Here is a 25,694-nt window from a genome sequence, read left to right on the forward strand (position 1 = left end):
ATAAAACGATTATTTTGCATGTAAACCAGCCAAACTTGAAGTGTCGACACCCGTATAAGTGTGTGTAGTCATGTCAAGTTTTATAAAGGGGGAGTACCTAGCGGCTCGCGCCAGCCCAACTGGTGTGAAATGCTGTTGGCGCACTGTCGCAACTGAGCCAGGATGGGGCTGTTGATACTGGCATCAAACAGCGTACTGGGGCCCAGACTGGTCAGGGCCAGCACAATCTGGCCGGAGTGATCAAACACGGGGACGGACAGGGCATCAATACCGGGCAAGGGGTTGCCCAGTGCCTGTGCCACACCTTGTTCACGGATTTTTTCGAGCATGGCAGCCAGTTCTTTGGGGCTGGGGCGCAGCGGACTGATACTGGTGACAACAGCGCTGTCGCCTGCCTCGCGCTCAATGTAGTGGCGCGCCACCTCAGGGGGCAGCCAGGCGGCAAAGACGTGGCCGGTGGCCGTGTGCAGCATGGACATGACCGTGCCGCAGCGCATGTTCACATGGACCGGGTAGCTGGCCTCGCTGATATGAACCATGGTGGGTCCGTGTGAGCCCAGCACCGCCAAGCCCAGGGTGTGCCCGATGCGCGAGGCCCAGGCTTGAACCAGGGGCAGGGCAATCTTCACCGGGTTCTGGCTTTGCAAGCTGACCAAACCCATCTGCAAGGCAAACGGCCCCAGCTCGTACAGGCCGGTAGCCGGAGCCTGCTGCACCAGTCCTACGTTGGTAAAACTGACCAGATACGGGTGGGCTTTGGCCGAACTCATCCCAGCTTGCGTGGCCAGATCTCGCAACATCATGGGTTGTCCGCTATCTACCAGCACTTTCAACAGGCCAAAACCCGTTTCAATGGATTGGATACGGCGACGCTTTTCGTCCATAGCAGGCAAAATGGGTTCGGTCATAGGGGTTTGGAGCGGTTTGGCACGGTCTTCAAGTGTACCGACTAATGAAGCTGCCCGCCGGGCCTTGGGTGTCGTAAAATGGCCTTAATTATTATCTGTCTGAGCAAAGAGCACGATGAATCAAGAAATTCAGTCCGACGCTGGTCAACTGGGCGCCAGTCCAATCGCTCCCGTTCCAGAGATTGTTGAAGAGCTGCGCGCCGGTCGCATGGTTATTCTGGTTGACGAAGAGGACCGCGAAAACGAAGGCGATCTGGTCATGGCCGCCGAATTCGTAAATGCCGAGGCGATCAACTTCATGGTGACGCATGGCCGCGGTCTGGTTTGCCTGACGCTGACCGAAGAGCGCTGCCGTCAGCTGGACCTGCCTTTGATGGCCACCCGCAACGGTACACGCTTTGGCACCAACTTCACGGTGTCGATTGAAGCGGCTGAAGGCGTGGAGACCGGCATTTCCGCTGCTGACCGCGCCCGTACTGTGCAAGCGGCCGTGGCCCGTGATGCACGTCCGATTGATCTGGTGCAGCCTGGCCACATTTTTCCCTTGAAGGCGGCCAAAGGTGGTGTGCTGGTGCGTGCCGGTCACACCGAAGCGGGCTGCGATTTGACGGCGATGGCAGGCTTGACCCCGGCTGCTGTCATTTGTGAAGTGCTCAATCCTGACGGCACCATGGCGCGTTTGCCCGATTTGTTGGTGTTCGCCCGCGAACACGGCATCAAGGTTGGCACCATTGCGGACCTGATCCAGTACCGCAGCGAACACGAGTCCATGATCGAGCGTTTGCACAAGAAGTCCGTCAAGACTCCTTATGGCGAATTTGAATGCCACGCTTACCGCGATCTGTCTTCCGGTGGCTTGCATCTGGCACTGGTGCACGGTGAAATCAGCCCGGAAGTGGAAACCCTGGTGCGTGTACATGAACCGACTACCGTGCTGGATGTTCTGATCGAGGGGGATGTGGGCCACAGTTGGACCCTGCCCACTGCGTTGCGTACCGTGGCCAAATCCGACAGCGGTGTTGTCTTGCTGATGAACTGCCAGAGCTCCGAAGAAGAGAGTTTCGAGCAGATTCAGGCTTGGGCTGCAGACAGCCCGGCCCAGGCGCCACGCGGTCGCCCTAGCCGCAACGATCTGCGCACCTACGGGATTGGTGCACAAATTTTGCGTGACCTCAATGTTGGTAAAGCCCGTTTGATGTCGCGACCACGTAAAATGCCAAGCATGGCCGGGTTTGCATTGACCGTGACGGGTTACCATAGCGAACCAGACTCTCAATCCTAAGCGGAGCTTCCAACATGAATCCTTACATTGTTACCCCTGACCTGAATGGGGAAGGTCTGCACATTGGTATTGTGCGTGCGCGTTTTAATGAATCCATCGGTCTGACCGAGTTGGAAGCCTGCTTGAAAGAGCTGGAAGCTTTGGGTGTAGACGAGCGCGACGTGACCGTTCTGTCCGTCCCCGGCGCGCTGGAACTGGGCATCACCCTGGGCCAGATGGCTGAAACCGGCGAATTTGATGCCCTGATCGCTCTGGGTGCTGTTATCCGCGGTGACACCTACCACTTTGAAGTGGTCAGCAATGAAAGCGCTTCGGCCATTACTCAAGTCTCCCTGGCAACCGGTATTCCTGTTGCCAACGGTGTACTGACCACCAACACAGATGAACAAGCCGAGATTCGTGCTGCTGAAAAAGGTCGCGATTGCGCCCGTACAGCGGTCGAGCTGGGCAATCTTATCGCCGTCCTCGAACCCGAGCTGGACGACGATGAGGACGAAGATTACGAGGACGAAGATCTTGACGACGACAAATAAAGTCCCGGCCAGCAAGGCCAACGGACGATCCGCGCGCCGCCGCTCGCGCGAATTTGCCCTGCAGGGCATCTACTCCTGGCTGTTGCGAGGTGCTGATGGCCTGCAGGAAGCCACCTCCATCGACGCCCATATCCGGGGCGACGAGGAGTTTGGCGAAGCCGACGCAGCCTGGTTCAAAACCTTGCTGTTCGGCGTCATGCGCGAAGCCCCTGTGCTGCGCGAACGCTTTTTGCCGTATGTGGATCGTCCTTTGGAAGAGCTCTCTCCCATCGAACACGGCATCTTGCTGATTGGCAGCTACGAACTGGTGCATCACGTTGAAGTGCCTTACCGCGTTGCCATTAACGAAGCCGTTGAACTGGCCAAGTCCTTTGGCGGCACCGACGGTTTCAAATTCGTGAACGGCGTGCTGGACAAATTGGCCGCCGACGTACGCGCACCTGAAGTTGCCAAGCAGGCCCGCCGCTAAAACGGGGCGTGCCGTGCTGAACGAGTTCGGTCTTATCCAGCAGTATTTCAATCGTCCCGCTCCCGAAGGCTATTTGGGAGTGGGCGACGATTGCGCCCTTTTTACTCCAACACCCGGCTGGCAACTGGCCAGCAGCGTGGATCTGCTGATCGAAGGGCAACATTTCTTTCCCGATGTGGACCCCTTTCTCTTGGGGCACAAGGCGCTGGCCGTGAACCTGTCGGACCTGGGCGCCATGGGGGCCAAGCCACGAGCCTGCCTCCTGGCTTTGTCCATGCCCGAAGTCCGGCCCGAGTGGCTGGCCGCATTCTCCAAAGGTTTGTTTGAACTGGCCGATCAGGCGCAATGCCCCTTGATCGGTGGCGATACCACGCGCAGCAAGCAAGGGGTGGTCATCAGCATTACGGTGCTGGGTGAAGTCCCGGTGGGACAGGCCTTGCAACGCAGTGCGGCTCAAGCTGGTGACGACATCTGGTTGACGGGGACGTTGGGGGCGGCAGACATTGCCTTGCGCCTCTTGCAAGGTCGACTGGCTGCGGACCCGGATCGTCTGGCTGCCAGCCGCCCAGCCTTGGAACAACCCTGGCCGCCTTACCGCCTGGGCCATGCCCTGGCAGGTTTGGCTCATGCTGCCATTGATGTGTCTGATGGCCTGGTTCAAGACCTGGGCCATATCGCCAAAGCCAGCCAATGTGCCGCCCATCTGGATTGGGACGCCTTGCCGCTGGATCTTTCCTTAAAGGGTTTGCCTGCCGAGCTGCAACGCGAAGCGGTTCTGGTTGGTGGTGACGTTTTTCAATTGTGTTTTACGGGGGCTCCCCAACAACGGGAGTCCATCATGGCGCTGGCCCAGCGCGAAGGCGTGCAGCTTAGCCGTATTGGCTCCATGCACGCTGGTAGCGGGGTGTACGTGCGTGATCAACAGGGTCTGCATCCTGCCCCTGCCCAGGGCGGTTTCGATCATTTTGGTGGCTGAGTCTGTGTCATGAGCACATTTCCTGATCCCTCCTTGAATCCCATTCAACGTCCTACCCTGGATTGGGTGGTGAAAAAGCCTTGGCGCCTGATTGCCTTTGGCGGCGGTACCGGCGTATTGCGTCCGGGGCCGGGTACCTGGGGCACGGTGCTGGCCTGGGTCTTGTGGGTCTTGGGTCTGCATGTGCTGACCGACACGCAAATGGCCATTTTCTTGCCACTTACCTTTTTCATTGGCTGCTGGGCTTGCCACCGCACGGGCTACGACCTGGGCGTGTCCGATCACAGCGGCATGAATTGGGATGAGATGGTCGCCTTCTGGCTGGTGCTGTGGCTGATTCCGCAGACCTGGCTTGCACAGGGCATCGCATTCGTTTTATTTCGTTTCTTTGATATTCTCAAACCACCGCCAATCCGCTATTTTGATCGTCGTCTGCATAATGGTTTTGGCGTTATGTGGGACGATCTCCTGGCAGCAGGCTATACCTTGTTGCTGATGGCTGTCTTGGTACGTTTTGGAGTTTTCTCATGAGCGATTACGAGCACGGCAATGCCGCCCTGGCCCTGGGGCGAGCCCTGAAAGATCGCGGCTGGATGGTGGCCTGCGCCGAGTCATGTACCGGTGGCCTGCTGGCTGCTGCCCTGACGGACCTGCCCGGCTCCAGCGCCTGGTTCGAGCGCGGTCTGGTTACCTACAGCAATAAGGCCAAGGTTCAGGAACTGGGCGTGAACCAGGACACGCTGGATCGTTTCGGTGCGGTCAGTGAAGAAACCGCCATGGAAATGGCGGCGGGTGCGCTGCAAGCTACCGCAGACGCGGAACTGGCGATTTCCACGACCGGCATTGCCGGTCCGGATGGAGCTACAGCGGGCAAGCCGGTTGGCCTGGTGTGCTTTGGTTTTGCACAGCGCCGGGGTGATGGCATTGTGACCCGCGCCTCTGCCCGTATCTTTGACGGAGACCGGGCCCAAATCCGTCAGCAGGCCGTGGAATACGCCTTGGCCAGTGCGCTGACCATGCTCAATCCCGCCTGATTGCTCAGGCCGGCAACATCAAACCCAGCTGCCTGGCGCTCGAACGTAGTTCGGGCAGGCAGCGCTGGATCAGCTTTTCTTCTGTGTCCTGCCAGTCCTTGATGCTGATGCTCATCCCGGCCACAACGCGCCCGCTGGCACTGCGCACGGGTACGCCAATTGCCGTTAGACCCAGTTCCAGTTCTTCCTTGATCAAGGAATAATCCTTTTCCTGCACCTGCTTCAATTCGCGCAGCAAGGCCTCGCGAGTATGGGCGGTGTATTGCGTCATGATCTTGAAGGGAGCCAGCTCCAGGTAGGCATCCAGCCTGCTTTGCGGCAACTGCGACAGCATCATTCGCCCGATAGAGGTGCAGTGAGCAGGCAGGCGGCTACCCAGGCCCAGAGACACAGTCAGTACACGCTGTCGTTGGGCGCGTGCCAGATACAGAATTTCGTCCCCATCCAGCAAGGCCAGTGCACAGGTTTCACCGACGCGGTCACTCAGGTCGTCCAGTATGGGCTGGGCCAGACTGACGATGGAGGTCGAAGAAAAGTAGGCATGGCCCAGCTGCAAAATCGCCGGACGCAGCTTCCAGAACGGACCTTCCTGCTCTGCATAGCCCAGGGCTTGCAGCGTGTAGAGGCAGCGCTGCACCACCGCCCGTGCCAGACCCGTTTTCAGGGCAATTTCTGCGGCCCGCAATGGGCGTCTTCTATCTGAAAAAGCCGTAATCACCTGCAAACCACGGGCTAGCGATTGCATGTAATCCGGGTCGCCTTTGTAGCTGCTGGTGGCGGGGCCTGTCTCTTTATTTGTTGTCATGGCTCAGGAAGTGGCAAGGTCTAGTTTTGTTCGATTAACGAACTTGATGGGATTCACAAGAATTATCGATGATAAATTGTAAAAAAAACAAGACTTAGCAATTTAATAATCAAGTTCGATTATCGGACGAAATAAGTTTGGAGTGATGCATGAAAAAAATTCTAGCCCGTAAAGTGGCTCCTCTTCTGGCCGGAATGGGTTTGTTGTTTTGTTCCTTGGGCGCGCAAGCCGCGTATCCGGACAAGCCTATCCGTCTGGTTGTGCCCTTTACGCCGGGCGGTGTGACTGACGTGATTGCCCGAGGTGTCGCGCAGCAACTGTCCAAGGATCTGGGCCAGATCATCATTGTGGAAAACAAGCCCGGTGCCAGCGGCATTATCGCTACGGACTTCGTCGCGAAATCTGCCCCCGATGGCTATACCGTCCTGCTGGCTGCGGTTGGTCAGGCCGTGGTGAACAACCACCTTTACAAGAAACTGCCTTACGATCCGGCGCAGGATCTGGCCGCTGTTTCTCTGGTGGCGGAAGGGCAGAACGTGCTGGTGGTGAACGCCAAGCAAAGCCCATTCAATACGGGCGAGGAGCTGATCAGTCATGCTCGCGCCAAGCCCGATGATCTGACTTACGCTTCCTTTGGTAATGGCTCGTCCTCGCACCTGTCGGCTGCCGCCTTTACCACGATGGCCAATATCGACGTCATCCACGCTCCTTACCGTGGCAGCGCACCTGCCATGACCGATCTGCTAGGTGGTCACATCTCCTTCATGTTCGACAGCATGGGCACCGCAATTACGCACATCAACGCCAATACTGTGCGTCCCCTGGCTGTGTCCGGTCCGGAGCGTTCCTCCTTGTTGCCAGAGGTTCCAACCTTTGCAGAGTTGGGCCTGAACCAGGGCTATAACGTGACAGCCTGGTTTGGTTTCCACGTCAGCAGCGGCACGCCTATTGAAATTATTGATCGCCTGAGCCAGGCCATGAAAACCGTCAGCGAGAACAGCGAGTTTGTTGAAACCTTCCGTCGTCAGGGCGTGGACATCATTTCCTCCACCCCTGCCGAGTACGCCGAGTTCCTGCGTCAGGAAGACGAGAAATTGGGCAGCCTGATCAAGCAAGCCAATATCACGCTGGACTAATTGTTTTTGAATGGAGCACTGTAACGTGAGCGATCAGCACGCCTCGCAGGCGACGCGTCCTGCCCCTTTGGATGGTATCCGGGTTCTGGATCTGACACGCATTCTGGCTGGCCCATGGTGCACACAGAACCTGGCCGACCTGGGGGCCAATGTCTACAAGATAGAGCGACCCGAAACCGGCGACGATACCCGCGCCTGGGGCCCGCCCTTTTTGCAGACACCTGAAAAGGAAGATACGGCTGAAGCGGCCTATTACTTGTCGGCCAACCGTAACAAGCAGTCGATCAGCCTGGACATTGCCAGCCAGGAAGGGGCGGATGTGGTGCGTGCCATGGCGCGGGAATGCGACATTCTGGTGGAGAACTTCAAGGTGGGGGGTCTGGCTAAATACGGCCTGGACTACGCCAGCTTGAAAGAGATCAACCCTCGCCTGATTTATTGCTCGATTACCGGCTTTGGCCAGACTGGTCCTTATGCCGAGCGTCCGGGTTATGACTTCATGATCCAGGCCATGGGCGGCATGATGAGCCTGACGGGCGAGCGTGATGACAAGCCCGGCGGTGGTCCTCAGAAAGCGGGGGTTGCCGTCGCGGACTTGATGACGGGCATGTATGCCACCAGCAGCATTCTGGCCGCCTTGTTTGAACGCTCACGCAGTGGTTTGGGGCAGCATATCGACATTGCCTTGCTGGACTGTCAGGTAGCCATGCTGGCGAACCAGAACATGAATTATCTGGTCAGTGGGCAGGCACCGAAGCGAGCCGGTAATGCACATCAGAATCTGGTGCCGTATCAGGTGTTCCCAACGGCAGATGGCCACATCATTGTGGCTATCGGCAATAACCGTCAGTTCGCGGCTTATTGCGAAGCAATTGGACACCCGGAAATTGTTGAGGATTCGCGTTTCAACATTAACAGTCAGCGGGTCAAGCACAGGGATGAGCTGGAGCAGATTCTGAGTGCCGCGATGCAACAGCATCCTAGCGCTTATTGGCTGGACGTCCTGGACAAGATTGGCGTGCCAGCCGGACCTATCAATGATCTGCATGGTGTGTTCTCCCACCCGCAGGTCCAGGCCCGGAACATGCGGATCGAGCTGGACCACAGCCAGGCCGGCAAGGTCAGCATGACGGCCAGCCCCATGCGCTTTTCAGATAGCCCGGTGTCCTACCGTATGGCTCCGCCACAATTGGGCGAGCATACCGAGCAGGCGCTGGAGAGTTTGCTGGGAGCCGATAGCCCGGAGCTGAAGCAGTGGCGCAACCGGAACCAGGCTTGAGCAGGGTTAAAAGCCGAAGCCAAACCAGAATTTGAACCAGTGTCAGAGTCGAGGCGCAGGCCTAGTTTAGCGTTTGGACTTGTGGCAGAAGTAGTGTCTGATTGACACCGCCCCTGCTACCTGAAATACAGGTCAGACCCTGGCCTAGGCCTCGTGACTCAGTAGGGGGAAGCTGCTTCTTACGCTTAAGGCTCAACTGAGCCTGAGCGGGTCCTATCGGTCATAGCTTAATAAATAAGAAGCCCCACTCACTTTGGATTGAATCCAAGTGAGTGGGGCTTTCTTGTATCTACACTAATTGCTGTCGCTGTCGCTGTCGCTGTCGCTGTCGCTGTCGCTGTCGCTGTCGCTGTCGCTGTCGCGATCCCCGGACTTGTTCGACAAGCCGGGAGGGCCATCAATCAACGCTGCTTGTTGCGCGCATCATTAATCGCATTGCGCGTAGCAATCGCTGCAGCTTGTGCCGCATCACGCCAGTCATCGCCACGGCTGGCGTACAGAATGGCGCGCGACGAGTTGATCATCATGCCGTTACCGTGCGAGTCCATACCAGCAGCAACGGTGGCGACCACATCGCCACCTTGTGCGCCAATGCCGGGCACCAGCAAAGGCATATCGCCAATACGGGCACGTACCTTGCCAATTTCCTCGGGGAAGGTTGCGCCCACCACCAAAGCACATTGGCCGTTTGTATTCCATTTCTCTGCCACCAGGCTGGCTACGTGCAGGTACAACGGGGTACCGTCGGCCATTTCCATGAATTGCAGGTCCGAGCCACCAGGGTTGGAGGTGCGGCACAGCACGATCACGCCCTTGTCCTTGTGCTCCAGGTACGGCTCTACCGAGTCAAAGCCCATGTAGGGGCTGACGGTGACGGCGTCTGCGCGGTAGCGCTCAAAGGCTTCGCGTGCGTACTGCTCGGCTGTCGAACCCACGTCCCCACGCTTGGCATCGAGCACGATGGGCAGGTGAGGGTAGCGGCTGCGAATGTAGTCGCACAGGTCTTGCAACTGATCCTCGGCACCCTGAGCGGCAAAGTAGGCAATCTGTGGTTTGATGCCGCAGGTGTAGTCGGCGGTGACGTCCACAATCGCTTTGCAGAACTCATAAATCGCGCCGGGTTTGCTGGCCAGCTCCAAAGGCAGGCGGGCAGGGTCTGGGTCCAGACCCACCATCAGCATGGATTGGTTGTCCGTCCAGGCACGGTTCAGTTTTTCTATGAATGTCATGGGAATCAGGAAAGTAAACGGCTATACAAAAAGCTGAGCCAGACGGCACCAGCAAAAATAAGGGACAGCAGCACGGCAGCACTGGCCAGATCCTTGGCCCGCCCGATCAAGGGGTGGTGCTCCAGGGTAATCGTGTCGGCCAGGGCCTCCAGGGCCGAGTTCAGCAGCTCCACCACCAGCACAAAGACTAGTGTGCCCAGCAGGACCAGAATCTCCGCCGGGGTTTGCCCCAGCCAGAATGCCAGTGGCGTCAGGATGACAGCCAGCGCCAGTTCCTGGCGAAAGGCAGCCTCATGGCGCAGGGCAGCGGCCAGGCCCTGGCTGGAGTAGCGCAGGGCATTGAACAGGCGACCAACACCGCCTTTGCTTTTGAATGGAGAGTCTGACATGAAGGACGCTGCAGATTGAAGTGCCCTGATTATAGGGGTTTGCTTGGGCGAAAAAAAACCGGATGGAAAAATCCATCCGGTTTTTGTACTAAAAGCGTGGCGATCAGGGCAGAAGTGATCAATTTCCGCCCGGATCGGGGTGCTGATAAGTGGCTTAGAAGCCGCCCATACCACCCATGCCGCCCATGCCACCCATGTCAGGCATGGCTGGAGCAGGTTTGTCTTCCACGATTTCGGTCACGGCCACTTCGGTGGTCAGCAACAGGCTGGCGATCGAAGCTGCGTTTTGCAGGGCAGTGCGAGTCACCTTGGTTGGGTCCAGAACGCCTTGCTCGACCAGGTCACCGTATTCGCCAGTAGCAGCGTTGTAACCGTAGGTGCCGGTGCCGCTGGCCACTTGGTTAACAACCACGCTGGCTTCTTCGCCGGCGTTGGAAACGATGGTGCGCAAAGGAGCTTCGATAGCACGCAGGATCAGCTTGATACCGGCGTCTTGGTCGGTGTTGTCGCCTTTCAGTTGGGCAACAGCTGCGCGGGCACGAATCAGTGCAACGCCACCGCCAGGAACGATACCTTCTTCGACGGCTGCGCGAGTAGCGTGCAGGGCGTCTTCAACGCGGGCTTTCTTCTCTTTCATTTCGACTTCGGTGGCAGCGCCAACGCGAATCACGGCAACACCGCCAGCCAGCTTGGCCACGCGCTCTTGCAGTTTTTCACGGTCGTAGTCGGAAGTGGACTCGTCGATCTGAACGCGGATTTGTTTCACGCGAGCTTCGATGTCGGTGCCGTTGCCAGCGCCGTCGATGATCGTGGTGTTTTCTTTGGCCACTTCAATGCGCTTGGCCTGACCCAGGTCGTCCAGAGTCGCTTTTTCCAGGGACATACCGGTTTCTTCGGAGATCACGGTACCGCCAGTCAGGATAGCGATGTCTTCCAGCATGGCTTTGCGACGATCGCCAAAGCCAGGAGCTTTAACGGCGGTAGTCTTCAGAATGCCACGGATGTTGTTCACAACCAGAGTAGCCAGGGCTTCGCCTTCCACATCTTCAGCAACGATCAGCAAAGGACGGCTGGTCTTGGCAACTTGCTCCAGTACGGGCAGCAGGTCACGGATGTTGGAGATTTTCTTGTCGAAAATCAGAACAAACGGATCGTCCAGAACAGCAACTTGCTTGTCAGCGTTGTTGATGAAGTAAGGGGACAGGTAGCCGCGGTCAAACTGCATACCTTCGACCACGTCCAGTTCGTTTTCCAGGGACTTGCCGTCTTCAACGGTAATTACGCCTTCTTTGCCCACTTTGTCCATGGCATTGGCGATGATCTCACCAATGGAGTGGTCGCTGTTGGCGGAAATGGAACCGACCTGAGCAATTTCTTTGCTGGTGGTGCAAGGACGGGACAGTTGACGCAGTTCGTCAACCACAACGCCAACAGCCTTGTCGATACCGCGCTTCAGGTCCATTGGGTTGATGCCTGCGGCAACAAACTTCAGGCCTTCTTCAACGATGGCTTGGGCCAGCACAGTAGCGGTAGTGGTACCGTCACCGGCGTTGTCGGAAGTTTTGGAAGCAACTTCTTTAACCAGTTGAGCACCGATGTTCTCGAACTTGTCTTTCAGTTCGATTTCTTTGGCAACGGACACACCGTCTTTAGTAACGGTAGGAGCGCCGAAAGAGCGGTCCAGAACAACGTTACGGCCTTTGGGGCCCATGGTGGTCTTAACAGCGTTAGCCAGAATATTGACGCCGCGTACGATGCGGGTACGTGCGTCGTCGCCGAAGTAAACTTGTTTTGCGGTCATGGTTTGAATCCTATTGAATTTTCGTTGGCGGTACTTATTCGATCACGGCGAAGATTTCTTCTTCGCGGATCACCAGCAGCTCTTCGCCGTCGATCTTGACGGCCTGGCCGGAGTATTTGCCAAACAGAACTTTGTCGCCGACCTTCAGATCCAGCGCCAGAACCTTGCCGTCCTCGGTTTTCTTACCGGGGCCAACGGCCAGGATTTCGCCTTGATCGGGCTTTTCAGTCGCGCTCTCGGGGATAACGATACCGGAAGCGGTGGTGCGTTCGTTGTCCAGACGCTTGACGATCACACGATCGTTCAAAGGACGCAGTGCCATGGAGAAACTCCTGTTTAAAGATGACTTTAGTTGTTGGTCCGATTGTGGGGGCGAGGCGTTTTAGCACTCAACCCCTTCGAGTGCTAATTATAGGGACGACTTTTCTAATTTCAAGAGCACCAGGGTCAGGCTGTTACATATTTGTCCTGGGGCGTGAAGTAGGGGGGAGGGAAACGCCGGGTTCTGGTGCGTGTCTGAACTTGGGCTCACATTCATAAGGCAAGCTCAGTTAAGCTGGGCGCTTTCGATCATGAGCGGTCGGGCATGATCGAACGCCAGGCTTTCTTTTGTCTAAAGAGATTTCCACGAAAACCAGCGCAATGTCCAACTTCAACCTATTCAATGTCTTTCTCCAACGCTGGGGGGCTCAGGCCGCTGGCAAGCCTTTCAGCACTGCGACCAGCGATCTGATGCCCGTGCGGCTGACCGGGAAGTTGGAGGGGCAGCCGGCGATGATCAAAATCACACGAGATCTTGATGAGCGTATCGGCGGCCAAGTGCTGCAATGGTGGGCTGGCGATGGCGCGGCGCATGTATATGCGCTGGACCCAGACTCTGGAGCGTTGCTGATGGAGCGTGCAACGGGCTCCAGGGACTTATTGCGCATGGCTTTAGAAGGGGAAGATGATGCAGCGACGACCTGTATCTGCCGTGCCCTTGAACAATTGCATTCAAACCGACCTTCGGCCCCACCTGACAATTTGCGCCCCCTGAGCGATTTTTTTGAATCGCTGGCACCGATGGCGCAGCAAGAGGGCGGTCTGATGGCTGAATGCGCACTAGTGGCCAATGAGCTGCTGCGAGATCAGCGTGATCAGGTCGTTCTGCACGGGGATGCGCACCGAGGCCAATAAAGAGTTGGCCGTTGCAGATCTGGCTCGACAGGCCTTAGCTTGAGGGGTTCATCATTATTTCATTACCCGTACTCAAGGCGATCAGCTTGCTCATGGTGGTGAAGTTGCGTGTCGTCGCAACGACCTTGAGCTTTCTCTCGATGAAATTATTGTTGGCTTTCAGGTCTCGATACCGGGTTGCGCACACTATATAGACGATGTCATCAATGATGCGGACCTGATCCGGTGCGTGCTCCAGGGCGTGGAAGGCATGGAGTAAGGCGCTGTCTGCTGGGGAGCGCAGCAGGGTGAAATATAGCTGGCTGGGGCTTTCGTCCTTGAAAGGATTGTTCGCCATCACCCGCATGAAATAAGTCGGTGTTCGGGCGATAACCTGAATATCTCCGCCCAGCTTGTTCTTGCCGGTAGGCATGAGGCCGCGCAATAAAAGAATCTGTGTATTCATGGTGTGTGCTGGCCGTGAGGTTGGGGTGTTGCCGTGCGGGCGGGAGTTTCAGTGCGCCATTTTATGCTGTGTTAAAAAACAGTAGTGAGTTTGGTTTTCAAGGCTCGTCAGTCTGCTCTGTGTGAGCATCACGGCTGGTTGGTGCAGATGTTGCGTCGGCGGTTTGGCGGTAATACGGACCCGGGCGCATGACGCCTTCGTGAGGAGCCTCATCAAAAAAACAGGCCGATTTCCCTAGGAATTCGGCCTGTTTCTTGTTGGGCTGATGGCATTTGAATGTGGCGAATTATTCAGCCTGGTGCAGTAGCCTGCAGATTGCTTAATCCGTCTTTACGTCGTTTATGCCCGTTTGCTCAAATCCGGTGCCGGTGTCGTTGGCAGCAAAGGATCAATCGCCCGGCAAAGAGCCAGCAACTGATCATCTGCACCGATACCCGCTTCAATCAGCATCCCCACCGGCAAACCGCCCGACAGACCGATAGGCAGGGAAATGCCCGGTGCGCCCAGGTTCGAACCCAAGTCGGTACGCGAGATGTAGGTGTTGAAGGTAGGCACTGCCTTGCCGTTCATCATGGTGCTTTCATCATCGCCAATCGGGCAGGCGGTCAGCGGGCTGGTCGGGAAGATCAAGCCACTGACATTGGACTGGCGCAGCAGGTCTGCATAGGCCTGTTGCATCAGGGGGCGGTTTACATTCAGCGCTTCTTCGTAGGCTTCCTGGCTGATGGTGTAGTCGCCCGTAATGGCGTCGAAAATCTCTTTCACATCGGGGCTGTGAATGCCCGCAATCAACTCGTCCAAGCTAATGTCGTACTTGTTTTCGGCCAGGTACAAAGGCAGGTTCTGCAAGGTTTCATACAGCACAATCGGCATGCCGACGCGGGCATTGATCTTCAGAACCGGAGACAGGTCTACATCGACCAGCGTGACACCGGCTTTTTGCAAATCATCCAGAAATGCCAGGGTCACGTCGGCCACACCGGCATCCATATCTTTCCAGAAGCTGTCACGGGGTACGCCCAGACGCAGTTCCTTCAAGGAAGGAGTGGCAATCACAGTAGGGGTCTTCTGGCAGAGCAGGCTGTCCAGCAAGCTGATGTCAGCCAGACTGCGAGTCATGGGGCCTGCTGTATCGCGGGTAGGGGACAAGGGCACAATGCCCTGGCCCGAATAACGGCCCACTGTAGGACGGAAACCGTACAGGCCGCAAAGCGCGGCAGGTAAACGCACCGAAGCGCCCGTATCCGTGCCCAAGCCAGCTGGAAACTGACGAGCTGCCACAACCGTTGCAGTGCCACCGGAAGAGCCGCCGGGAATACGACTTGGATCATAAGGGTTGCGACTGGGGCCCGTAGTGGCGTTATTGGTCGTAATCCCAAAAGCCAGTTCGTGCATCACGGACTTGGCGGGCAGCACGGCACCGGCCTTGCGCAATTGTGCGACTACATCTGCATCTTTCAGCGGCACGCGACCTTGCAGGGCGCCGGTGCTGGACGTGGTGGGCATGTCCGTGGTGTTCAGGTTGTCTTTCATCACCAAAGGCACGCCGTCCAGCGCCAAGGCTTCGCCACGGGCGCGGCGTGCATCAGACTGATCGGCCTGCTGGTAAAACAGCGCTGAATCCAAATGTGCCAGACCGCCCAAATGGGCCATTTCTTGTGATTGCTTGAGCAGCTCGTCGGCAATCTCACGGGCGCTGAACTGGCTTTTTTCCAGACCTGCCAGCAGTTCGCTGGCGCTAAGTTCGGTAAGTGACATGGGGTCTCCTGGGGAGGCGTGAACGCCCCCGGCTTTTGCTGTGATAGTCCTATCAATCAGCCTCTAACGGGGCTGTCTTGAAAAAAGAGACTGTAAGGGTATCAGCAAGCAGGAGGAATAACTCAGGACGCCTTCCAAACGACCTTGTTGCGGCCAGCATGCTTGGCTTCGTACAAAAGCCGGTCAGCTTGCTCAATGGCCTGCTTGATGTCGCCATTGCTGTTTAGCTGAACCACACCGAAACTGGCCGTCAGCGTATGCGCCGTGGCGGGGATATGCAGATTCATCACACTGCTGCGCAAACGCTCGGCAACCAGCACGGCGGTATGCAAGCTGGTACTGCGTATCAGCAAGACAAACTCCTCGCCCCCAAAGCGGGCTGCCAAATCGTCCTGGCGAACCGTGCGAGCCAGTAAGGCCCCGAACTCCTTCAAGGCCCGATCGCCCGCTGCATGGCCCCAGGTGTCATTGACCATCTTGAAGTGGTCCAGATCGCAGGTCATGACCGCCCAACCACTATGACCATACAGTTCCAGGCGTTTTTTAACCTGCTCGAAAAATGCACGACGATTCAACAAACGGGTTAAAGGGTCCCGGCTGCGCTCATGATCCAGCGTCTGCACAATCGACATGGCGGTGCTGGTCAAAATAGCCAGCGCTACCCAGATGCTGATGAACATATTGGTTGCCAGCATCAAGAGCCATAAACCGGAGCGGGTCAGCTCTGGCTGCATCTCGTGAGGGATCAACGTGGCCAGCGCAAATACACGAACAAAGGCATAGAGCAAGGCCGTCAGGTAAGAGGCCCGCAACAGCGTTGCCAAAGGAATCGTGCGTGACCTGCCGGACAAGATCGACTTGATGGGCAAAGCAACCAACAAGGCCAGGCCCCAGTTCAGAATTTGTAAACGCAGCCAGAGATCATCATCAATCTGGGAAAAATAAAAAAGCAGCCCCAGCGTGACGAGGACGATTGCCCCAGCCAATCTGGGATGAGCACGTCCGCCAAAACGCAAGGCGACCCCATGAGACAAGGCCCAGACACCATATAAATACATAGCCGACAAGGGCAGAGTCCAGCGGGCGAGTTGCTCATTGGGCATCAGGCTATGGATCCCCATAGGAATAGCCGTGGAGATATACCCCGAGGCAATCCAGAGCAGGTAACGGTGATCGCGTAGACGGCTCCAGCAGTAAATCATCGCGATGCCCAGCAATGCCGCGCAGGCAGGGACGATCAGAACGAAATACTGGTTCGGAGAGGACACGGTGTGTTCGCGTGCATTAAGAAGAGTTGAAAACTGGCGTTACAACAATTGTAACGATATTGCTGCAGGGCAGACGCTTATCGATTGAGAACAAACAGTTTAATCAGAGAAAAGAGGAAGTTTTGATCTGCTTTATGAGCCGGTTTCCGTTAAGGGAAGGCTGCGCAGAATGAGAAGGACAGACAAGGGGAAGGATTGTTTACCTAAGCTAAACAAAAAATCAGGAATACTTTTCAAAACCACACCGAAAACAGACAGTTGAGACAGCCCACCTCCAACTGTATTTTTCATGGCAGGAAATTGAGCCACGAAAAATACCCCTGAATCCATCATCAATTAGCTCATAGAGCGGCATTACAGTTACGTTTCGCCCTCAAATTGCTCCAAGTGGCGTCTTTCTGCCAAGGTGGAGTACTGAACAAACAACATTACGCCAGCAAACGGCAAGGCAACCCAAGCGTTCTATTGGGTTGTTTAATTTCCGAGCTGACATATGACCTTAAAAAGACATATATCTTCTCTTACCTGCGTTTATTTTCAGAGCACCAGAACAGCAAAAAGAAGCGGGGGAGCGCTCAAACGGCCTCCCCCCATCTTCAAAACAGCCCGTCCGCAATTACTGCGCCGTCTCAACCAGCACCAGCTCAGCATCCTCCAGCGCCTGAACTTCCAGCGTCGTTTCATTGCGAATCGCCGCCCCATCACGGGCATTCAACTCCAGACCATTTACCGAAACCCGCCCTGTGGCAGGCACCAGATAAGCCAGATGCTCGGCAGGCAAAGACCGAGTCGTGCTTTGACCTTTCGTCAGGGTCGCTCCCAGCACACGGGCCTGGGCACGAATCGGCAAAGCCTCTGCGTCACCTTCAAAACCACTGGCCAGGGCCACAAACTGCCCCGAACGCTCATCCTTGGGGAAAGGCTTGGCACCCCAGGCTGGCGGTAAACCACGACGCTCTGGCTGAATCCAGATCTGGAAGATGCGTGTCGTACCATTTTCCAGGTTGTACTCCGCATGGCGAATACCCGTGCCGGCACTCATCACCTGCACATCACCGGCTTCAGTACGCCCCTTATTGCCCAAACTGTCCTGGTGGCTGATCGCCCCTTCACGCACATACGTAATGATCTCCATATCGGCATGATCGTGAGGTGGAAACCCGGTGTTGGACGCAATCGTGTCGTCATTCCAGACACGCAGGGCACCCCAGCTCATGCGAGCGGGATCGTAGTAATTAGCAAAAGAAAAATGGTGCTTGGCGTCCAGCCAGCCGTGGTTGGCGCCGCCCAGTTCATTAAAAGGCCGATGTTCAATCATGATGCGCTCCTTAATATTAGATACTAAAAAGAATTCTAGGCGTCTTGCTGATTGAATAAAATAGAATCAATAGCATAGAATTCATTCCAAAAACGACATGAAAACATTACCGGATCTACAAGCCTGGGCCATCTTTGCCACTGTGGCGGAAACCGGCTCCTTTGCCCAGGCAGCCGAAGTTCTGGGCCTGTCACAACCTACTGTCTCCAAGGCAATCACCCGGCTGGAAAAACAGCTGCATGTGTCCCTGTTCCACCGTACCTCCCGACGCCTGTCCCTGACAGAAACCGGGCAGGCCAGCCTGGAACAGGCCCAAGCCGTTCTGGCTGCCGGACAGAACGCGGAAGCCCTGGCACGCGACCAGAAAGAAAGCCTGCAGGGACGTATCAAGATTGCTGCCCCCATGTCCTTCGGGCTGGAGCATCTGGCCCCTTTGCTGCCCGCTTTCATGGAAAAGCACCCGGCCGTGCTGCTGGATCTGCACTTTAACGACGCTCAGGTCAACATCGTGGAACAAGGTTTCGACATGGCCTTGCGTATCTCGACCATGGATGATTCCAGCCTTCTGGTGCGCCGTCTGTGCAATTTGCGCCTGCGGCTGGTTGCCGCCCCCAGTTACCTGGCCAAGTACGGCAGACCCTCACACCCCAGCGACCTGGCTCAGCACATGAGCCTGCGCTACGCCTACGAGCGACGCGGCAGTGTCTGGCGCTTTCAGCAAGGGCAGGAGTATTACTCCCAAACCGTGCCCTGTGCTTTGCAAGTCAACAATGCCCAGGCCCTGATCCCACCCTTGCTTGAGGGCCTGGGGCTTAGCGTGCTGCCTCAATTCCTGCTGGGCGATATGGTCGAGCAAGGCCAGTTGGAAATCGTGTTACCGCAATGGGATTTGCCCAGCCTGACCTTGCATCTGCTGACGCCTCCGGGCCGCTCGCGCTCGGCTCGTGTGCAAGCTTTTATCGATTTTCTGGTCGCGGGATTTGAACAGGCAGCCTGGGCCGATACCGGCCAGTAAGAGACTGCTTACGTTTTGCCGCTAGACTGTCTGGTCCACGCTTGCTTTCTAGGAGATCACTATGGATACACGTCCTCCCTTGCCACCTTTCGATCTGGAGAGTGCCAGCCAGAAAGTGCGTGCCGCCGAGGATGCCTGGAATAGTCGTGACCCGGTCAAGGTTTCGCAGGCATATACCGTGGATACGCGCTGGCGCAATCGCAGCGAGTTTCCGCAGGGTCGAGATCAGGTTCAATCTTTTTTAGAACGCAAATGGCAAAAAGAGCGTGAATACCGCTTGATTAAAGAAATCTGGGCCTGGCATGAAAATAGAATTGCCGTGCGTTTTGCTTATGAATGGCAAGATGAATACGGTCAGTGGTGGCGCAGTTACGGAAATGAAAATTGGGAATTTGACGAGCATGGCTATATGGCGGTGCGCCATGCCAGCATTAACGATGTGGCAATTACAGAATCCGAACGCAAGTTCCGTTGGCCCTTGGGGCGGCGCCCCGATGAGCATCCGGGTTTGAGTGATCTTGGCCTTTAATTAAACCTGGGTGGCTGATCCTGGATACGCTCAGATTGCGGTGGTTCGGGACGAATACGCCACCACAGAAATAAAAATCCGGTTTGCACTTGGCTAAACCGGATTTTTTTTAATATTTAATCTTTATGTTTCATTCTTCATGGTCTGGAAAGAATAAAGGGCGAAATATTGAAGTTTCCCTGTTCGCAATCAAAGACACACGCTTGGATAAATGGTTTAGTGTTGGGTTAGCCTTCGTTCATCTCCAAGGAGTCTTCTATCATGAATCACCCTGCTGGCCCGGATACGGCCGCCGTGGATCGCACTGGGCCTTCCAGTCATTATTCCCGATTGATCGAGCAAGCTCGCAAAGAGCACAGTCGAATTTGTGTGGTGGCTCATCCCTGCGATGATGTGTCCCTTGGAGCCGCCTTGCAGGCACGGGCCCAAGGCCTGTTCGAGATCGTGCTGGTTGGCCCGCAGGCCCGTTTGCATTCCGTAGCGGCAGAGCATGGTTTAAGCCTGGAAGGGGTCACCTTGATTGATACCCCCCACAGCCATGCCTCGGCAGAGCGAGCCGTAGAGGAAGTGCTGGCCGGACGTGCCCAGTTGCTGATGAAAGGCAGCCTGCATACGGATGAACTGATTCAGGCCGTGCTGTGCACCCAGGGCAAGGGCTTGCGGACTGGTCGCCGTTTGAGTCATGTTTTCATCATGGATGTGCCCAGCTATCCGGAGCCCTTGTTTGTGACGGACGGTGCCATCAATATTTTCCCCGATCTGAGCACCAAAGCGGATATTGTGCAAAACGCCATTGATCTGCACCACGGCCTGGGCTTGGGCATACCGTTGGTCGCCATCCTGTCTGCGGTCGAGCAGGTGACCGAAAAAATCCCGACCACGCTGGAAGCGGCGGCCTTGTGCAAGATGGCTGATCGCGGCCAGATTACGGGCGGTGTGCTGGACGGCCCCTTGGCGCTGGATAACGCTATCAGCCCCGAGGCGGCGCGCATCAAAGGAATTGTGTCGCCCGTTGCGGGCAAGGCGCAGATTCTGGTGGCCCCTGATCTGGAGGCCGGCAATATGCTGGCCAAAAACCTGACCTTCCTGTCCGGCGCCCAGGCTGCTGGTATCGTGATGGGGGCTCGTGTGCCTATCATTTTGACCAGCCGAGCCGATAGCGCCCAGACCCGCATGGCCTCTTGTGCGGTTGCCAGCCTTTACGCGGGTTATCTGGAACGTAAAGTTGCTGTGGAGGCTGCGCACTAATGAGCGAGCAGATTCTGGTCATTAACGCAGGCAGCTCCAGCCTGAAGTTTCACATGTACAAGGTCCAGCCGGGCGACCAGCTGGATTTTGAGTTTGGCGGTCAGGTTTCGGGCATTGGCAGTAGCCAGCCAGCCTTCAAAGTTAAAGATGCCCAGGGCCAATCCATGGTCAAGCAGGACCTGGATGGCGAGCAGGCCAAGGACCTGCATACAGCTCAGGCTTTGGTGGCGCGCTGGCTGCTGGAGCATGTGGATGGTCGACCTATTGCCGTTGGCCACCGTATCGTGCACGGGGGCGCCCGCTACGACAGCAGCGTACCCTTGACCCCGCAGGTGCTGGAGTATCTGGACAGCCTGTCACCTTTGGCACCACTGCATCAGCAGAACAATCTGGCTCCTGTTCGCGTGATCTTCGAGCACTACCCGGAAATCTTCCAGGTAGCGTGTCTGGATACGGCCTTCCATCAAGGACATGCCCCGCATTTGCAGCACTTTGCATTGCCTGGTCGGTTCTTTGAACAGGGCGTGCGCCGCTACGGTTTCCACGGCCTCTCCTATCACTATATTTCCCAGCACCTGCGTCGCGAAATTCCCGAACTGGCTGACGGGCGCGTCGTCGTTGCTCACCTGGGCTCAGGTGCATCGGCTTGCGCCTTGCAAGAAGGCCGCAGCGTTCATACCACCATGGGCTTTACGGCGCTGGACGGCTTGCCTATGGGGACTCGTCCGGGGCGTCTGGATGCCGGTGTCGTGCTGTGGATGCTGGAGCAGGGAATGGAGCACGATGAGATCCAGTCCGTGCTCTACACCCAATCCGGGCTGAAAGGCTTGTCCGGCGATCAAGCGGATATGCGAGCGCTGGAGGCTTCCGATGACCCTCGTGCCAAGCTGGCGGTGCAGTACTTCTGCTATCACACGGCAGAGAATCTGGCGGGCTTGTGCGTGGCCTTGAAGGGGCTGGACACCTTGGTGTTCACGGCGGGGATTGGCGAGCACAGCCCGTCTATTCGGGCAGGCATCGCCAGGCACCTGGAGTGGATGGGGGTGGAGATTGATCCGGTTCGCAATCAGGCAGGGGAAACCGTCATTTCGACAGGCGACAGTCGGGTCAAGGTCCTGGTCATTCCCACCAACGAAGAGCGGGTCATAGCCGAGCAGTCTCTCGCCTTGGTGAGGAAAAAGTCATAGCGCTACCGTGGCGGTTTGAAGCCCCGGCCTCAGTCCGGGGCGCGTTCCCGCGTTATTTCCGCTTGTAGCCATTGTCGAAATGCGATCAATGGTGGGTAGTCGCAGCGTCCCGTCGGACAGGCCAGGTAGTAAGCCTCCGTGTTCAGGCAGGGCGAGTCCAGAGCCAGAACCAAGTCTCCGCGACTGAGCTCCTGTTTGAACAGAAATGTGGGCAGTAAGGCAATCCCAAGGTTGGAAATAGCTGCTTGTGTAATCAGCGCAAACTGGTCAAGCAGCATGCCGTGAATATGCACGTTCTCCACGCCGTTGGCGTTGAACCAACGCTCCCAGGCATCGGGCCTTGAGACCAGATGCAGTAAAGGTGCCTTGAGCAAGTCAGCTGCCGTCTGGAACTGATAATGCTCGCGAAGGGCGGAACTGCAGGCAGGTACCACGGTTTCTGACATCAGAAAATCCAGATTCGCCCCCGGCCAGTCGGGCAGGCCGTAATGGATGGCGGCATCCACATTTTCCATTTGAAAGTCAAACGGTTGCAGGCGCGTCAGCAGGTTAATGGTGATGCCGGGGTATGCAGCCACAAACTCTGGCAGCCGGGGGGCAAGCCAACGAGTCCCGAACGTGGGCAGGATGGCCAGGTTCAGCGTTCCGCCATGCGGATTGGCTTTGAACCCCAGGGTGGCGTTGGCAATGCGTCGAAGAGCATCGCTTAGCTCTTGGGCGTAAGTGCTACCCGCCTGAGTCAAACGAACCGTCTGGCGTTCTCTGACGAAAAGTTCCGCGCCCAATATTTCTTCCAGCAGTCTGATCTGTCTGCTGACGGCGCTTTGGGTCAGATTCAGCTCGCCCGCTGCTGCCGTGAAGCTGCCCAGCCGTGCGGCGGCTTCAAAGGCAATCAGGACGTGCATGGGAGGAAGAAAACGTTTGGGAATGGACATGCTGGTTTGCTAAGGGAAAACGTTTAGTCATTCTATTTAGGAATGACTTGAGTTGGAATCATCGTTTGACCCCTCTTGCCACTGCTCACAGAATGAGGTGCAAGTTTGCTAAGTATTTCAGGCTTATAAGATGACGGGCTTCCGCTGGCTGTGGTGTGAAGGAGTGCATACGAGTACACGGAAGTGATTCATTAATGGACTGACCTTGCCTTGTCGACAGGTCATGCAATTTGCTGGCGGTTCTATGGACACCTCTGTTTTTGTTTCTAAGGACGAAATCCGTTCCCGTTTCTCAGGCGCCATGTCGGCCATGTATCAGCAGGAGGTGCCACAGTACGGGGCCTTGTTGAGCCTGGTGCACGAGATCAATGCCAGTGTGCTCAAGCATGACCCAGCATTACGCAGCGCCTTGCAGCAGCAGTCGGAGCTGACCCGTCTGGATGTGGAGCGCCATGGCGCCATTCGGGTTGGTACAGCGGCGGAGCTCAAAGGGATTGCAAAGATTTTTGCTGTCATGGGTATGTATCCCGTTGGTTATTACGATCTGTCGGTGGCGGGTGTACCCGTCCACTCCACCGCGTTTCGCCCTGTGGACGACCATGCGTTACAAACCAATCCCTTCCGGGTGTTCACCTCTCTGCTCAGACTGGAGCTGATAGAGGATGCGAATCTGCGAGCGCAGGCAGCTGCAATCTTATCGCAACGGACTATTTTTCCCTCAGGGTTGCTGGAGTTGGCGGAACAGGCGCACATGTCTGGTGGCCTGACCGAACTGCAGGTCACGGAGTTTGTGGCTGCCGCCACCACTGTTTTTCGCTGGCATCGCCAGGCGACTGTCGATCAGGACACGTATCGCAAGTTGCATGAGGCCCATCGTCTGGTGGCCGATATTGTTTGTTTCAAGGGCCCCCATATCAATCACCTGACTCCCAGAACCCTGGATATTGATGCGGTACAAGAGGCCATGCCCCAATGGGGGATCCCTGCCAAAGAACTGATTGAAGGCCCACCGCGCAGGCGCCATCCCATCTTGTTGCGCCAAACCAGTTTCAAAGCCTTGGAGGAGGAGATTGAGTTTGCCGGCCAAGCCAGGGTAGGGTCTCATACCGCACGTTTTGGTGAGATAGAGCAACGTGGCGTGGCTTTGACCCAGGCGGGCCGGGCACTTTATGACTCCTTGTTGGCTCAAGCCAGAGATGCCGGGCAGCAAGCCGCTACTACACAGACGTATGCCGAACGTCTCCAGCACGTGTTTGCTCAGTTTCCAGATGACAGCGATGAAATGTACGAGCGTGGGCTGGCTTTTTTTCGGTTTGAACCACGGGATCCTGCTATCTGGCAGCAGGAACTGGCTGCCGGCCGGCCCTGGAACCTGCCTGATTTGATCAAGCGCGGCGTAGTCGCATTGACCCCCATTACTTACGAGGATTTTCTGCCAGTTAGCGCGGCGGGGATTTTCCAGTCCAACTTGGGGGATGCTGAACAGAGAAACTATGTATCGCAAGCGGCTCGGTCTGAGTTTGAACGCGATCTGGGTGGCCCCGTGCTGGATGAAATTGAACTTTACCGGGCTGCTCAGATGCGTTCCGAGCACGCCTTGCAGCAACGTTTTCTGGCGGAGTCGAGGTCATGAACGCGGACGGGCGCAGCCATGGACTCTGGCAGGCATCAGCTCCAGCCCCTCTGGTCTGCGAGCGTTTACAAGGCCAAGTCCAAGCGGATGTTGCGGTTATTGGCGCTGGGTTTACCGGCTTGTCCGCGGCCCTGAATCTGGCACAGGCTGGAGCGCGGGTAGTGGTCCTGGAAGGGGCGCAGATCGGCTTTGGTGGATCGGGACGAAATGTGGGGCTGGTCAATGCTGGCTTGTGGATTGAGCCAGAGACGCTGCTCAAAACATTGGGTTCTTATTACGGGGACCGCCTATTGCACTTGTTAAGCGGGGCGCCGGCTGCTGTGTATGAATTGGTAGCCCAACACCGGATTGATTGTCAGGCCGTGCAGAATGGTACTTTGCACTGCGCGGTCGGCGCGGGTGGCCTTCGCAACATCCGGAAGCGTTGGCAGCAATGGCAAGCTCTCGGGGCGCCGGTGGAGTTGCTCGATCACACACAGGCTACGGCGGCAACGGGAACCACCGCCTATGCGGGTGCCTTGCTGGACCGACGCGCGGGCACGCTCCAGCCTTTAGCCTATGTTCGAGGACTGGCGCGGGCAGCGATCACGGCGGGGGCCCGCATTTGCGAGCAAAGTGCCGTCAGGCGGGTTGAGGATGGTCGCACGCACTGGGTGTTGCAAACGCAGGATGGGGAGGTGCTGGCACCTTGGGTCATTGTGGCGACCAATGCCTATACCAGCGATATCTGGCCAGCCTTGCCCGCAGAACTGGTGCGTCTGCCTTATTTCAATGTGGCCACGCAACCGCTGGATACTGCACTGCGCGCCCAGATTTTGCCGGGGGGGCAGGGTGCGTGGGATACGCGTTCGGTTTTGTCCTCGTACCGCTTCGATCAAGCCGGTCGCCTGGTGTTTGGCAGTGTGGGGGCATTGCGCGGACGCGGACAAGCAATACATAAGGCGTGGGCGCAACGCGCATTGCAGCACTTGTTTCCGGCCTTGAAGCACGTGCAGTTTGATTATGAATGGTATGGCTGGATAGGCATGACGTCTGATGCCGTACCCCGCCTGCATCAACTGGGGCGACAGGTCTTGTCATTTAGCGGCTACAACGGGCGTGGCATTGCTCCTGGAACGGTCTTTGGACGTGAGCTGGCGCATCTGGTTCTGGGGCGGATCAAGGTGGAAGAGCTGCCTTTACCTCTGTCTCCGCTCAGGTCGGTCCCATGCAAGTCTGGGAAGGAGGCAGTTTATGAATATGGCGCACAGTTGGCGCATCTTGTCGGTGCCCGCAGCCCCCAGGGGCGGCGTCGGTCTTGAGGACAGACTTTTTTTAAGGAATGGGCGTGTTTCTGAAAGC

At 56.7% G+C, this 25,694-nt stretch carries 27 protein-coding genes; 15 read left to right on the forward strand and 12 right to left on the reverse strand.

Going from position 1 to position 25,694, the window contains the following annotated elements; all coding sequences use genetic code 11:
* Window positions 1-80: 80 nt before the first annotated feature.
* Window positions 81-908: an IclR family transcriptional regulator gene (locus tag MID00_RS11980; protein WP_022983222.1), complete on the reverse strand. Its 828-nt coding sequence runs from the start codon at window positions 906-908 to the stop codon at window positions 81-83.
* 115 nt (window positions 909-1,023) lie between these two features.
* On the opposite strand from MID00_RS11980, the gene ribBA reads away from it, so the two are divergent.
* From ribBA to MID00_RS12010, 6 genes are read left to right on the forward strand one after another with little or no spacing between them, the layout of a single operon-like run.
* Entirely contained in the window at window positions 1,024-2,190 is a 1,167-nt protein-coding gene (gene ribBA, locus MID00_RS11985) for a bifunctional 3,4-dihydroxy-2-butanone-4-phosphate synthase/GTP cyclohydrolase II (RefSeq protein ID WP_009454780.1), read from the forward strand.
* Window positions 2,191-2,204: 14 nt separating this feature from the next.
* Window positions 2,205-2,723, forward strand: coding sequence for a 6,7-dimethyl-8-ribityllumazine synthase (gene ribH, locus MID00_RS11990; RefSeq protein WP_009454781.1), 519 nt, complete (start codon window positions 2,205-2,207; stop codon window positions 2,721-2,723).
* Window positions 2,677-3,192: a transcription antitermination factor NusB gene (nusB, locus tag MID00_RS11995; protein WP_042488795.1), complete on the forward strand. Its 516-nt coding sequence runs from the start codon at window positions 2,677-2,679 to the stop codon at window positions 3,190-3,192. The genes ribH and nusB overlap by 47 nt, the downstream gene beginning before the upstream one ends.
* Before the next feature lie 13 nt (window positions 3,193-3,205).
* Window positions 3,206-4,168 (forward strand): thiamine-phosphate kinase, encoded by a 963-nt coding sequence (gene thiL / locus MID00_RS12000; RefSeq protein WP_035273371.1) that lies wholly within the window; start codon window positions 3,206-3,208, stop codon window positions 4,166-4,168.
* Between the two features lie 9 nt (window positions 4,169-4,177).
* Window positions 4,178-4,699, forward strand: coding sequence for a phosphatidylglycerophosphatase A (locus MID00_RS12005; RefSeq protein WP_009454786.1), 522 nt, complete (start codon window positions 4,178-4,180; stop codon window positions 4,697-4,699).
* The gene (locus MID00_RS12010) at window positions 4,696-5,202 is read left to right on the forward strand and encodes a CinA family protein (protein ID WP_009454788.1); all 507 of its coding nucleotides are present in this window, start codon (window positions 4,696-4,698) and stop codon (window positions 5,200-5,202) included. Before MID00_RS12005 ends, MID00_RS12010 begins: the two co-directional genes overlap by 4 nt.
* Window positions 5,203-5,206: 4 nt before the next feature.
* Here MID00_RS12010 and MID00_RS12015 read toward each other — a convergent pair whose 3' ends face one another.
* Window positions 5,207-6,007: an IclR family transcriptional regulator C-terminal domain-containing protein gene (locus tag MID00_RS12015; protein ID WP_022983221.1), complete on the reverse strand. Its 801-nt coding sequence runs from the start codon at window positions 6,005-6,007 to the stop codon at window positions 5,207-5,209.
* A 149-nt stretch (window positions 6,008-6,156) separates the two neighbouring features.
* Between MID00_RS12015 and MID00_RS12020 the strand changes: the two genes are divergently transcribed.
* Both MID00_RS12020 and MID00_RS12025 read left to right on the forward strand, forming a co-directional pair.
* Entirely contained in the window at window positions 6,157-7,143 is a 987-nt protein-coding gene (locus MID00_RS12020; RefSeq protein ID WP_254498881.1) for a tripartite tricarboxylate transporter substrate binding protein, read from the forward strand.
* A gap of 10 nt (window positions 7,144-7,153) precedes the next feature.
* Window positions 7,154-8,422 carry a CaiB/BaiF CoA-transferase family protein gene (locus MID00_RS12025; RefSeq protein ID WP_254498882.1) on the forward strand — a complete coding sequence of 423 codons (1,269 nt, stop codon included), beginning with the start codon at window positions 7,154-7,156 and terminating at the stop codon, window positions 8,420-8,422.
* 401 nt (window positions 8,423-8,823) lie between these two features.
* On the opposite strand, the gene pyrF is transcribed toward MID00_RS12025, so the two are convergent.
* From pyrF to MID00_RS12045, 4 genes are all read right to left on the reverse strand, one after another.
* A complete protein-coding gene (gene pyrF, locus MID00_RS12030; RefSeq protein WP_009454796.1) occupies window positions 8,824-9,651 on the reverse strand; it encodes an orotidine-5'-phosphate decarboxylase in 828 nt (275 codons plus the stop codon).
* Window positions 9,652-9,656: 5 nt separating this feature from the next.
* Window positions 9,657-10,040 (reverse strand): diacylglycerol kinase, encoded by a 384-nt coding sequence (locus tag MID00_RS12035; RefSeq protein ID WP_009454798.1) that lies wholly within the window; start codon window positions 10,038-10,040, stop codon window positions 9,657-9,659.
* Between the two features lie 154 nt (window positions 10,041-10,194).
* Window positions 10,195-11,841 carry a chaperonin GroEL gene (gene groL, locus MID00_RS12040; RefSeq protein ID WP_009454800.1) on the reverse strand — a complete coding sequence of 549 codons (1,647 nt, stop codon included), beginning with the start codon at window positions 11,839-11,841 and terminating at the stop codon, window positions 10,195-10,197.
* Between the two features lie 34 nt (window positions 11,842-11,875).
* A complete protein-coding gene (locus MID00_RS12045) occupies window positions 11,876-12,163 on the reverse strand; it encodes a co-chaperone GroES (RefSeq protein WP_009454802.1) in 288 nt (95 codons plus the stop codon).
* 320 nt (window positions 12,164-12,483) lie between these two features.
* On the opposite strand from MID00_RS12045, the gene MID00_RS12050 reads away from it, so the two are divergent.
* A complete protein-coding gene (locus MID00_RS12050; protein ID WP_254498883.1) occupies window positions 12,484-13,017 on the forward strand; it encodes an aminoglycoside phosphotransferase family protein in 534 nt (177 codons plus the stop codon).
* A 34-nt stretch (window positions 13,018-13,051) separates the two neighbouring features.
* Here the strand turns inward: MID00_RS12050 and MID00_RS12055 are convergent, their stop codons facing one another.
* The 5 genes from MID00_RS12055 to MID00_RS12075 all read right to left on the reverse strand — a co-directional run bounded on the left by MID00_RS12055 (window position 13,052) and on the right by MID00_RS12075 (window position 17,806).
* Window positions 13,052-13,462: a DUF1697 domain-containing protein gene (locus tag MID00_RS12055; protein ID WP_009454806.1), complete on the reverse strand. Its 411-nt coding sequence runs from the start codon at window positions 13,460-13,462 to the stop codon at window positions 13,052-13,054.
* A gap of 339 nt (window positions 13,463-13,801) precedes the next feature.
* Window positions 13,802-15,220, reverse strand: coding sequence for an indoleacetamide hydrolase (gene iaaH, locus MID00_RS12060; RefSeq protein ID WP_250756040.1), 1,419 nt, complete (start codon window positions 15,218-15,220; stop codon window positions 13,802-13,804).
* Between the two features lie 122 nt (window positions 15,221-15,342).
* Window positions 15,343-16,488, reverse strand: coding sequence for a diguanylate cyclase (locus MID00_RS12065; protein WP_009454810.1), 1,146 nt, complete (start codon window positions 16,486-16,488; stop codon window positions 15,343-15,345).
* A 132-nt stretch (window positions 16,489-16,620) separates the two neighbouring features.
* Entirely contained in the window at window positions 16,621-16,821 is a 201-nt protein-coding gene (locus MID00_RS12070) for a hypothetical protein (protein WP_009454811.1), read from the reverse strand.
* Between the two features lie 283 nt (window positions 16,822-17,104).
* On the reverse strand, window positions 17,105-17,806 hold the full coding sequence (locus MID00_RS12075) for a pirin family protein (RefSeq protein WP_254498884.1): 702 nt from the start codon (window positions 17,804-17,806) through the stop codon (window positions 17,105-17,107).
* A gap of 97 nt (window positions 17,807-17,903) precedes the next feature.
* Between MID00_RS12075 and MID00_RS12080 the strand changes: the two genes are divergently transcribed.
* From MID00_RS12080 to MID00_RS12095, 4 genes are all read left to right on the forward strand, one after another.
* Entirely contained in the window at window positions 17,904-18,821 is a 918-nt protein-coding gene (locus MID00_RS12080; RefSeq protein ID WP_009454814.1) for a LysR family transcriptional regulator, read from the forward strand.
* Between the two features lie 61 nt (window positions 18,822-18,882).
* A complete protein-coding gene (locus MID00_RS12085) occupies window positions 18,883-19,350 on the forward strand; it encodes a nuclear transport factor 2 family protein (protein ID WP_250756038.1) in 468 nt (155 codons plus the stop codon).
* A gap of 261 nt (window positions 19,351-19,611) precedes the next feature.
* Complete coding sequence (locus MID00_RS12090; protein WP_250756037.1) at window positions 19,612-20,598, forward strand: phosphate acetyltransferase; 987 nt, start codon at window positions 19,612-19,614, stop codon at window positions 20,596-20,598.
* Window positions 20,598-21,785, forward strand: a complete 1,188-nt coding sequence (locus MID00_RS12095; RefSeq protein ID WP_250756036.1) for an acetate/propionate family kinase — start codon at window positions 20,598-20,600, stop codon at window positions 21,783-21,785. Before MID00_RS12090 ends, MID00_RS12095 begins: the two co-directional genes overlap by 1 nt.
* Window positions 21,786-21,814: 29 nt before the next feature.
* On the opposite strand, the gene MID00_RS12100 is transcribed toward MID00_RS12095, so the two are convergent.
* The gene (locus tag MID00_RS12100) at window positions 21,815-22,720 is read right to left on the reverse strand and encodes a LysR family transcriptional regulator (RefSeq protein ID WP_009454819.1); all 906 of its coding nucleotides are present in this window, start codon (window positions 22,718-22,720) and stop codon (window positions 21,815-21,817) included.
* Between the two features lie 244 nt (window positions 22,721-22,964).
* Here MID00_RS12100 and MID00_RS12105 point away from each other — a divergent pair, with 244 nt between their 5' ends.
* Both MID00_RS12105 and MID00_RS12110 read left to right on the forward strand, forming a co-directional pair.
* Window positions 22,965-24,353 carry a VOC family protein gene (locus tag MID00_RS12105; protein WP_031232389.1) on the forward strand — a complete coding sequence of 463 codons (1,389 nt, stop codon included), beginning with the start codon at window positions 22,965-22,967 and terminating at the stop codon, window positions 24,351-24,353.
* Window positions 24,350-25,654 (forward strand): FAD-binding oxidoreductase, encoded by a 1,305-nt coding sequence (locus MID00_RS12110; RefSeq protein ID WP_254498885.1) that lies wholly within the window; start codon window positions 24,350-24,352, stop codon window positions 25,652-25,654. The genes MID00_RS12105 and MID00_RS12110 overlap by 4 nt, the downstream gene beginning before the upstream one ends.
* Window positions 25,655-25,694: the final 40 nt, after the last annotated feature.

It is taken from the genome of Alcaligenes sp. NLF5-7 (assembly GCF_024266725.1).
Taxonomy (GTDB): Bacteria; Pseudomonadota; Gammaproteobacteria; order Burkholderiales; family Burkholderiaceae_B; genus Alcaligenes; species Alcaligenes phenolicus.

Excerpts from the sequence above, each read along its gene's own strand:
- MID00_RS12070 (WP_009454811.1), bottom strand. The coding sequence starts at position 16,821 with ATGATGGATTCAGGGGTATTTTTCGTGGCTCAATTTCCTGCCATGAAA.
- MID00_RS12105 (WP_031232389.1), top strand. The coding sequence starts at position 22,965 with ATGGACACCTCTGTTTTTGTTTCTAAGGACGAAATCCGTTCCCGTTTC.
- MID00_RS12055 (WP_009454806.1), bottom strand. The coding sequence starts at position 13,462 with ATGAATACACAGATTCTTTTATTGCGCGGCCTCATGCCTACCGGCAAG.
- MID00_RS12045 (WP_009454802.1), bottom strand. The coding sequence starts at position 12,163 with ATGGCACTGCGTCCTTTGAACGATCGTGTGATCGTCAAGCGTCTGGAC.
- groL (WP_009454800.1), bottom strand. The coding sequence starts at position 11,841 with ATGACCGCAAAACAAGTTTACTTCGGCGACGACGCACGTACCCGCATC.
- nusB (WP_042488795.1), top strand. The coding sequence starts at position 2,677 with ATGAGGACGAAGATTACGAGGACGAAGATCTTGACGACGACAAATAAA.
- ribBA (WP_009454780.1), top strand. The coding sequence starts at position 1,024 with ATGAATCAAGAAATTCAGTCCGACGCTGGTCAACTGGGCGCCAGTCCA.
- MID00_RS12100 (WP_009454819.1), bottom strand. The coding sequence starts at position 22,720 with ATGTCCATTCCCAAACGTTTTCTTCCTCCCATGCACGTCCTGATTGCC.
- MID00_RS12035 (WP_009454798.1), bottom strand. The coding sequence starts at position 10,040 with ATGTCAGACTCTCCATTCAAAAGCAAAGGCGGTGTTGGTCGCCTGTTC.
- MID00_RS12010 (WP_009454788.1), top strand. The coding sequence starts at position 4,696 with ATGAGCGATTACGAGCACGGCAATGCCGCCCTGGCCCTGGGGCGAGCC.
- MID00_RS12050 (WP_254498883.1), top strand. The coding sequence starts at position 12,484 with ATGTCCAACTTCAACCTATTCAATGTCTTTCTCCAACGCTGGGGGGCT.
- MID00_RS12080 (WP_009454814.1), top strand. The coding sequence starts at position 17,904 with ATGAAAACATTACCGGATCTACAAGCCTGGGCCATCTTTGCCACTGTG.
- MID00_RS12090 (WP_250756037.1), top strand. The coding sequence starts at position 19,612 with ATGAATCACCCTGCTGGCCCGGATACGGCCGCCGTGGATCGCACTGGG.
- MID00_RS11980 (WP_022983222.1), bottom strand. The coding sequence starts at position 908 with ATGACCGAACCCATTTTGCCTGCTATGGACGAAAAGCGTCGCCGTATC.
- MID00_RS12075 (WP_254498884.1), bottom strand. The coding sequence starts at position 17,806 with ATGATTGAACATCGGCCTTTTAATGAACTGGGCGGCGCCAACCACGGC.
- iaaH (WP_250756040.1), bottom strand. The coding sequence starts at position 15,220 with ATGTCACTTACCGAACTTAGCGCCAGCGAACTGCTGGCAGGTCTGGAA.
- MID00_RS12085 (WP_250756038.1), top strand. The coding sequence starts at position 18,883 with ATGGATACACGTCCTCCCTTGCCACCTTTCGATCTGGAGAGTGCCAGC.
- MID00_RS12005 (WP_009454786.1), top strand. The coding sequence starts at position 4,178 with ATGAGCACATTTCCTGATCCCTCCTTGAATCCCATTCAACGTCCTACC.
- MID00_RS12025 (WP_254498882.1), top strand. The coding sequence starts at position 7,154 with ATGGAGCACTGTAACGTGAGCGATCAGCACGCCTCGCAGGCGACGCGT.
- MID00_RS12110 (WP_254498885.1), top strand. The coding sequence starts at position 24,350 with ATGAACGCGGACGGGCGCAGCCATGGACTCTGGCAGGCATCAGCTCCA.
- pyrF (WP_009454796.1), bottom strand. The coding sequence starts at position 9,651 with ATGACATTCATAGAAAAACTGAACCGTGCCTGGACGGACAACCAATCC.
- ribH (WP_009454781.1), top strand. The coding sequence starts at position 2,205 with ATGAATCCTTACATTGTTACCCCTGACCTGAATGGGGAAGGTCTGCAC.
- MID00_RS12015 (WP_022983221.1), bottom strand. The coding sequence starts at position 6,007 with ATGACAACAAATAAAGAGACAGGCCCCGCCACCAGCAGCTACAAAGGC.
- MID00_RS12020 (WP_254498881.1), top strand. The coding sequence starts at position 6,157 with ATGAAAAAAATTCTAGCCCGTAAAGTGGCTCCTCTTCTGGCCGGAATG.
- MID00_RS12095 (WP_250756036.1), top strand. The coding sequence starts at position 20,598 with ATGAGCGAGCAGATTCTGGTCATTAACGCAGGCAGCTCCAGCCTGAAG.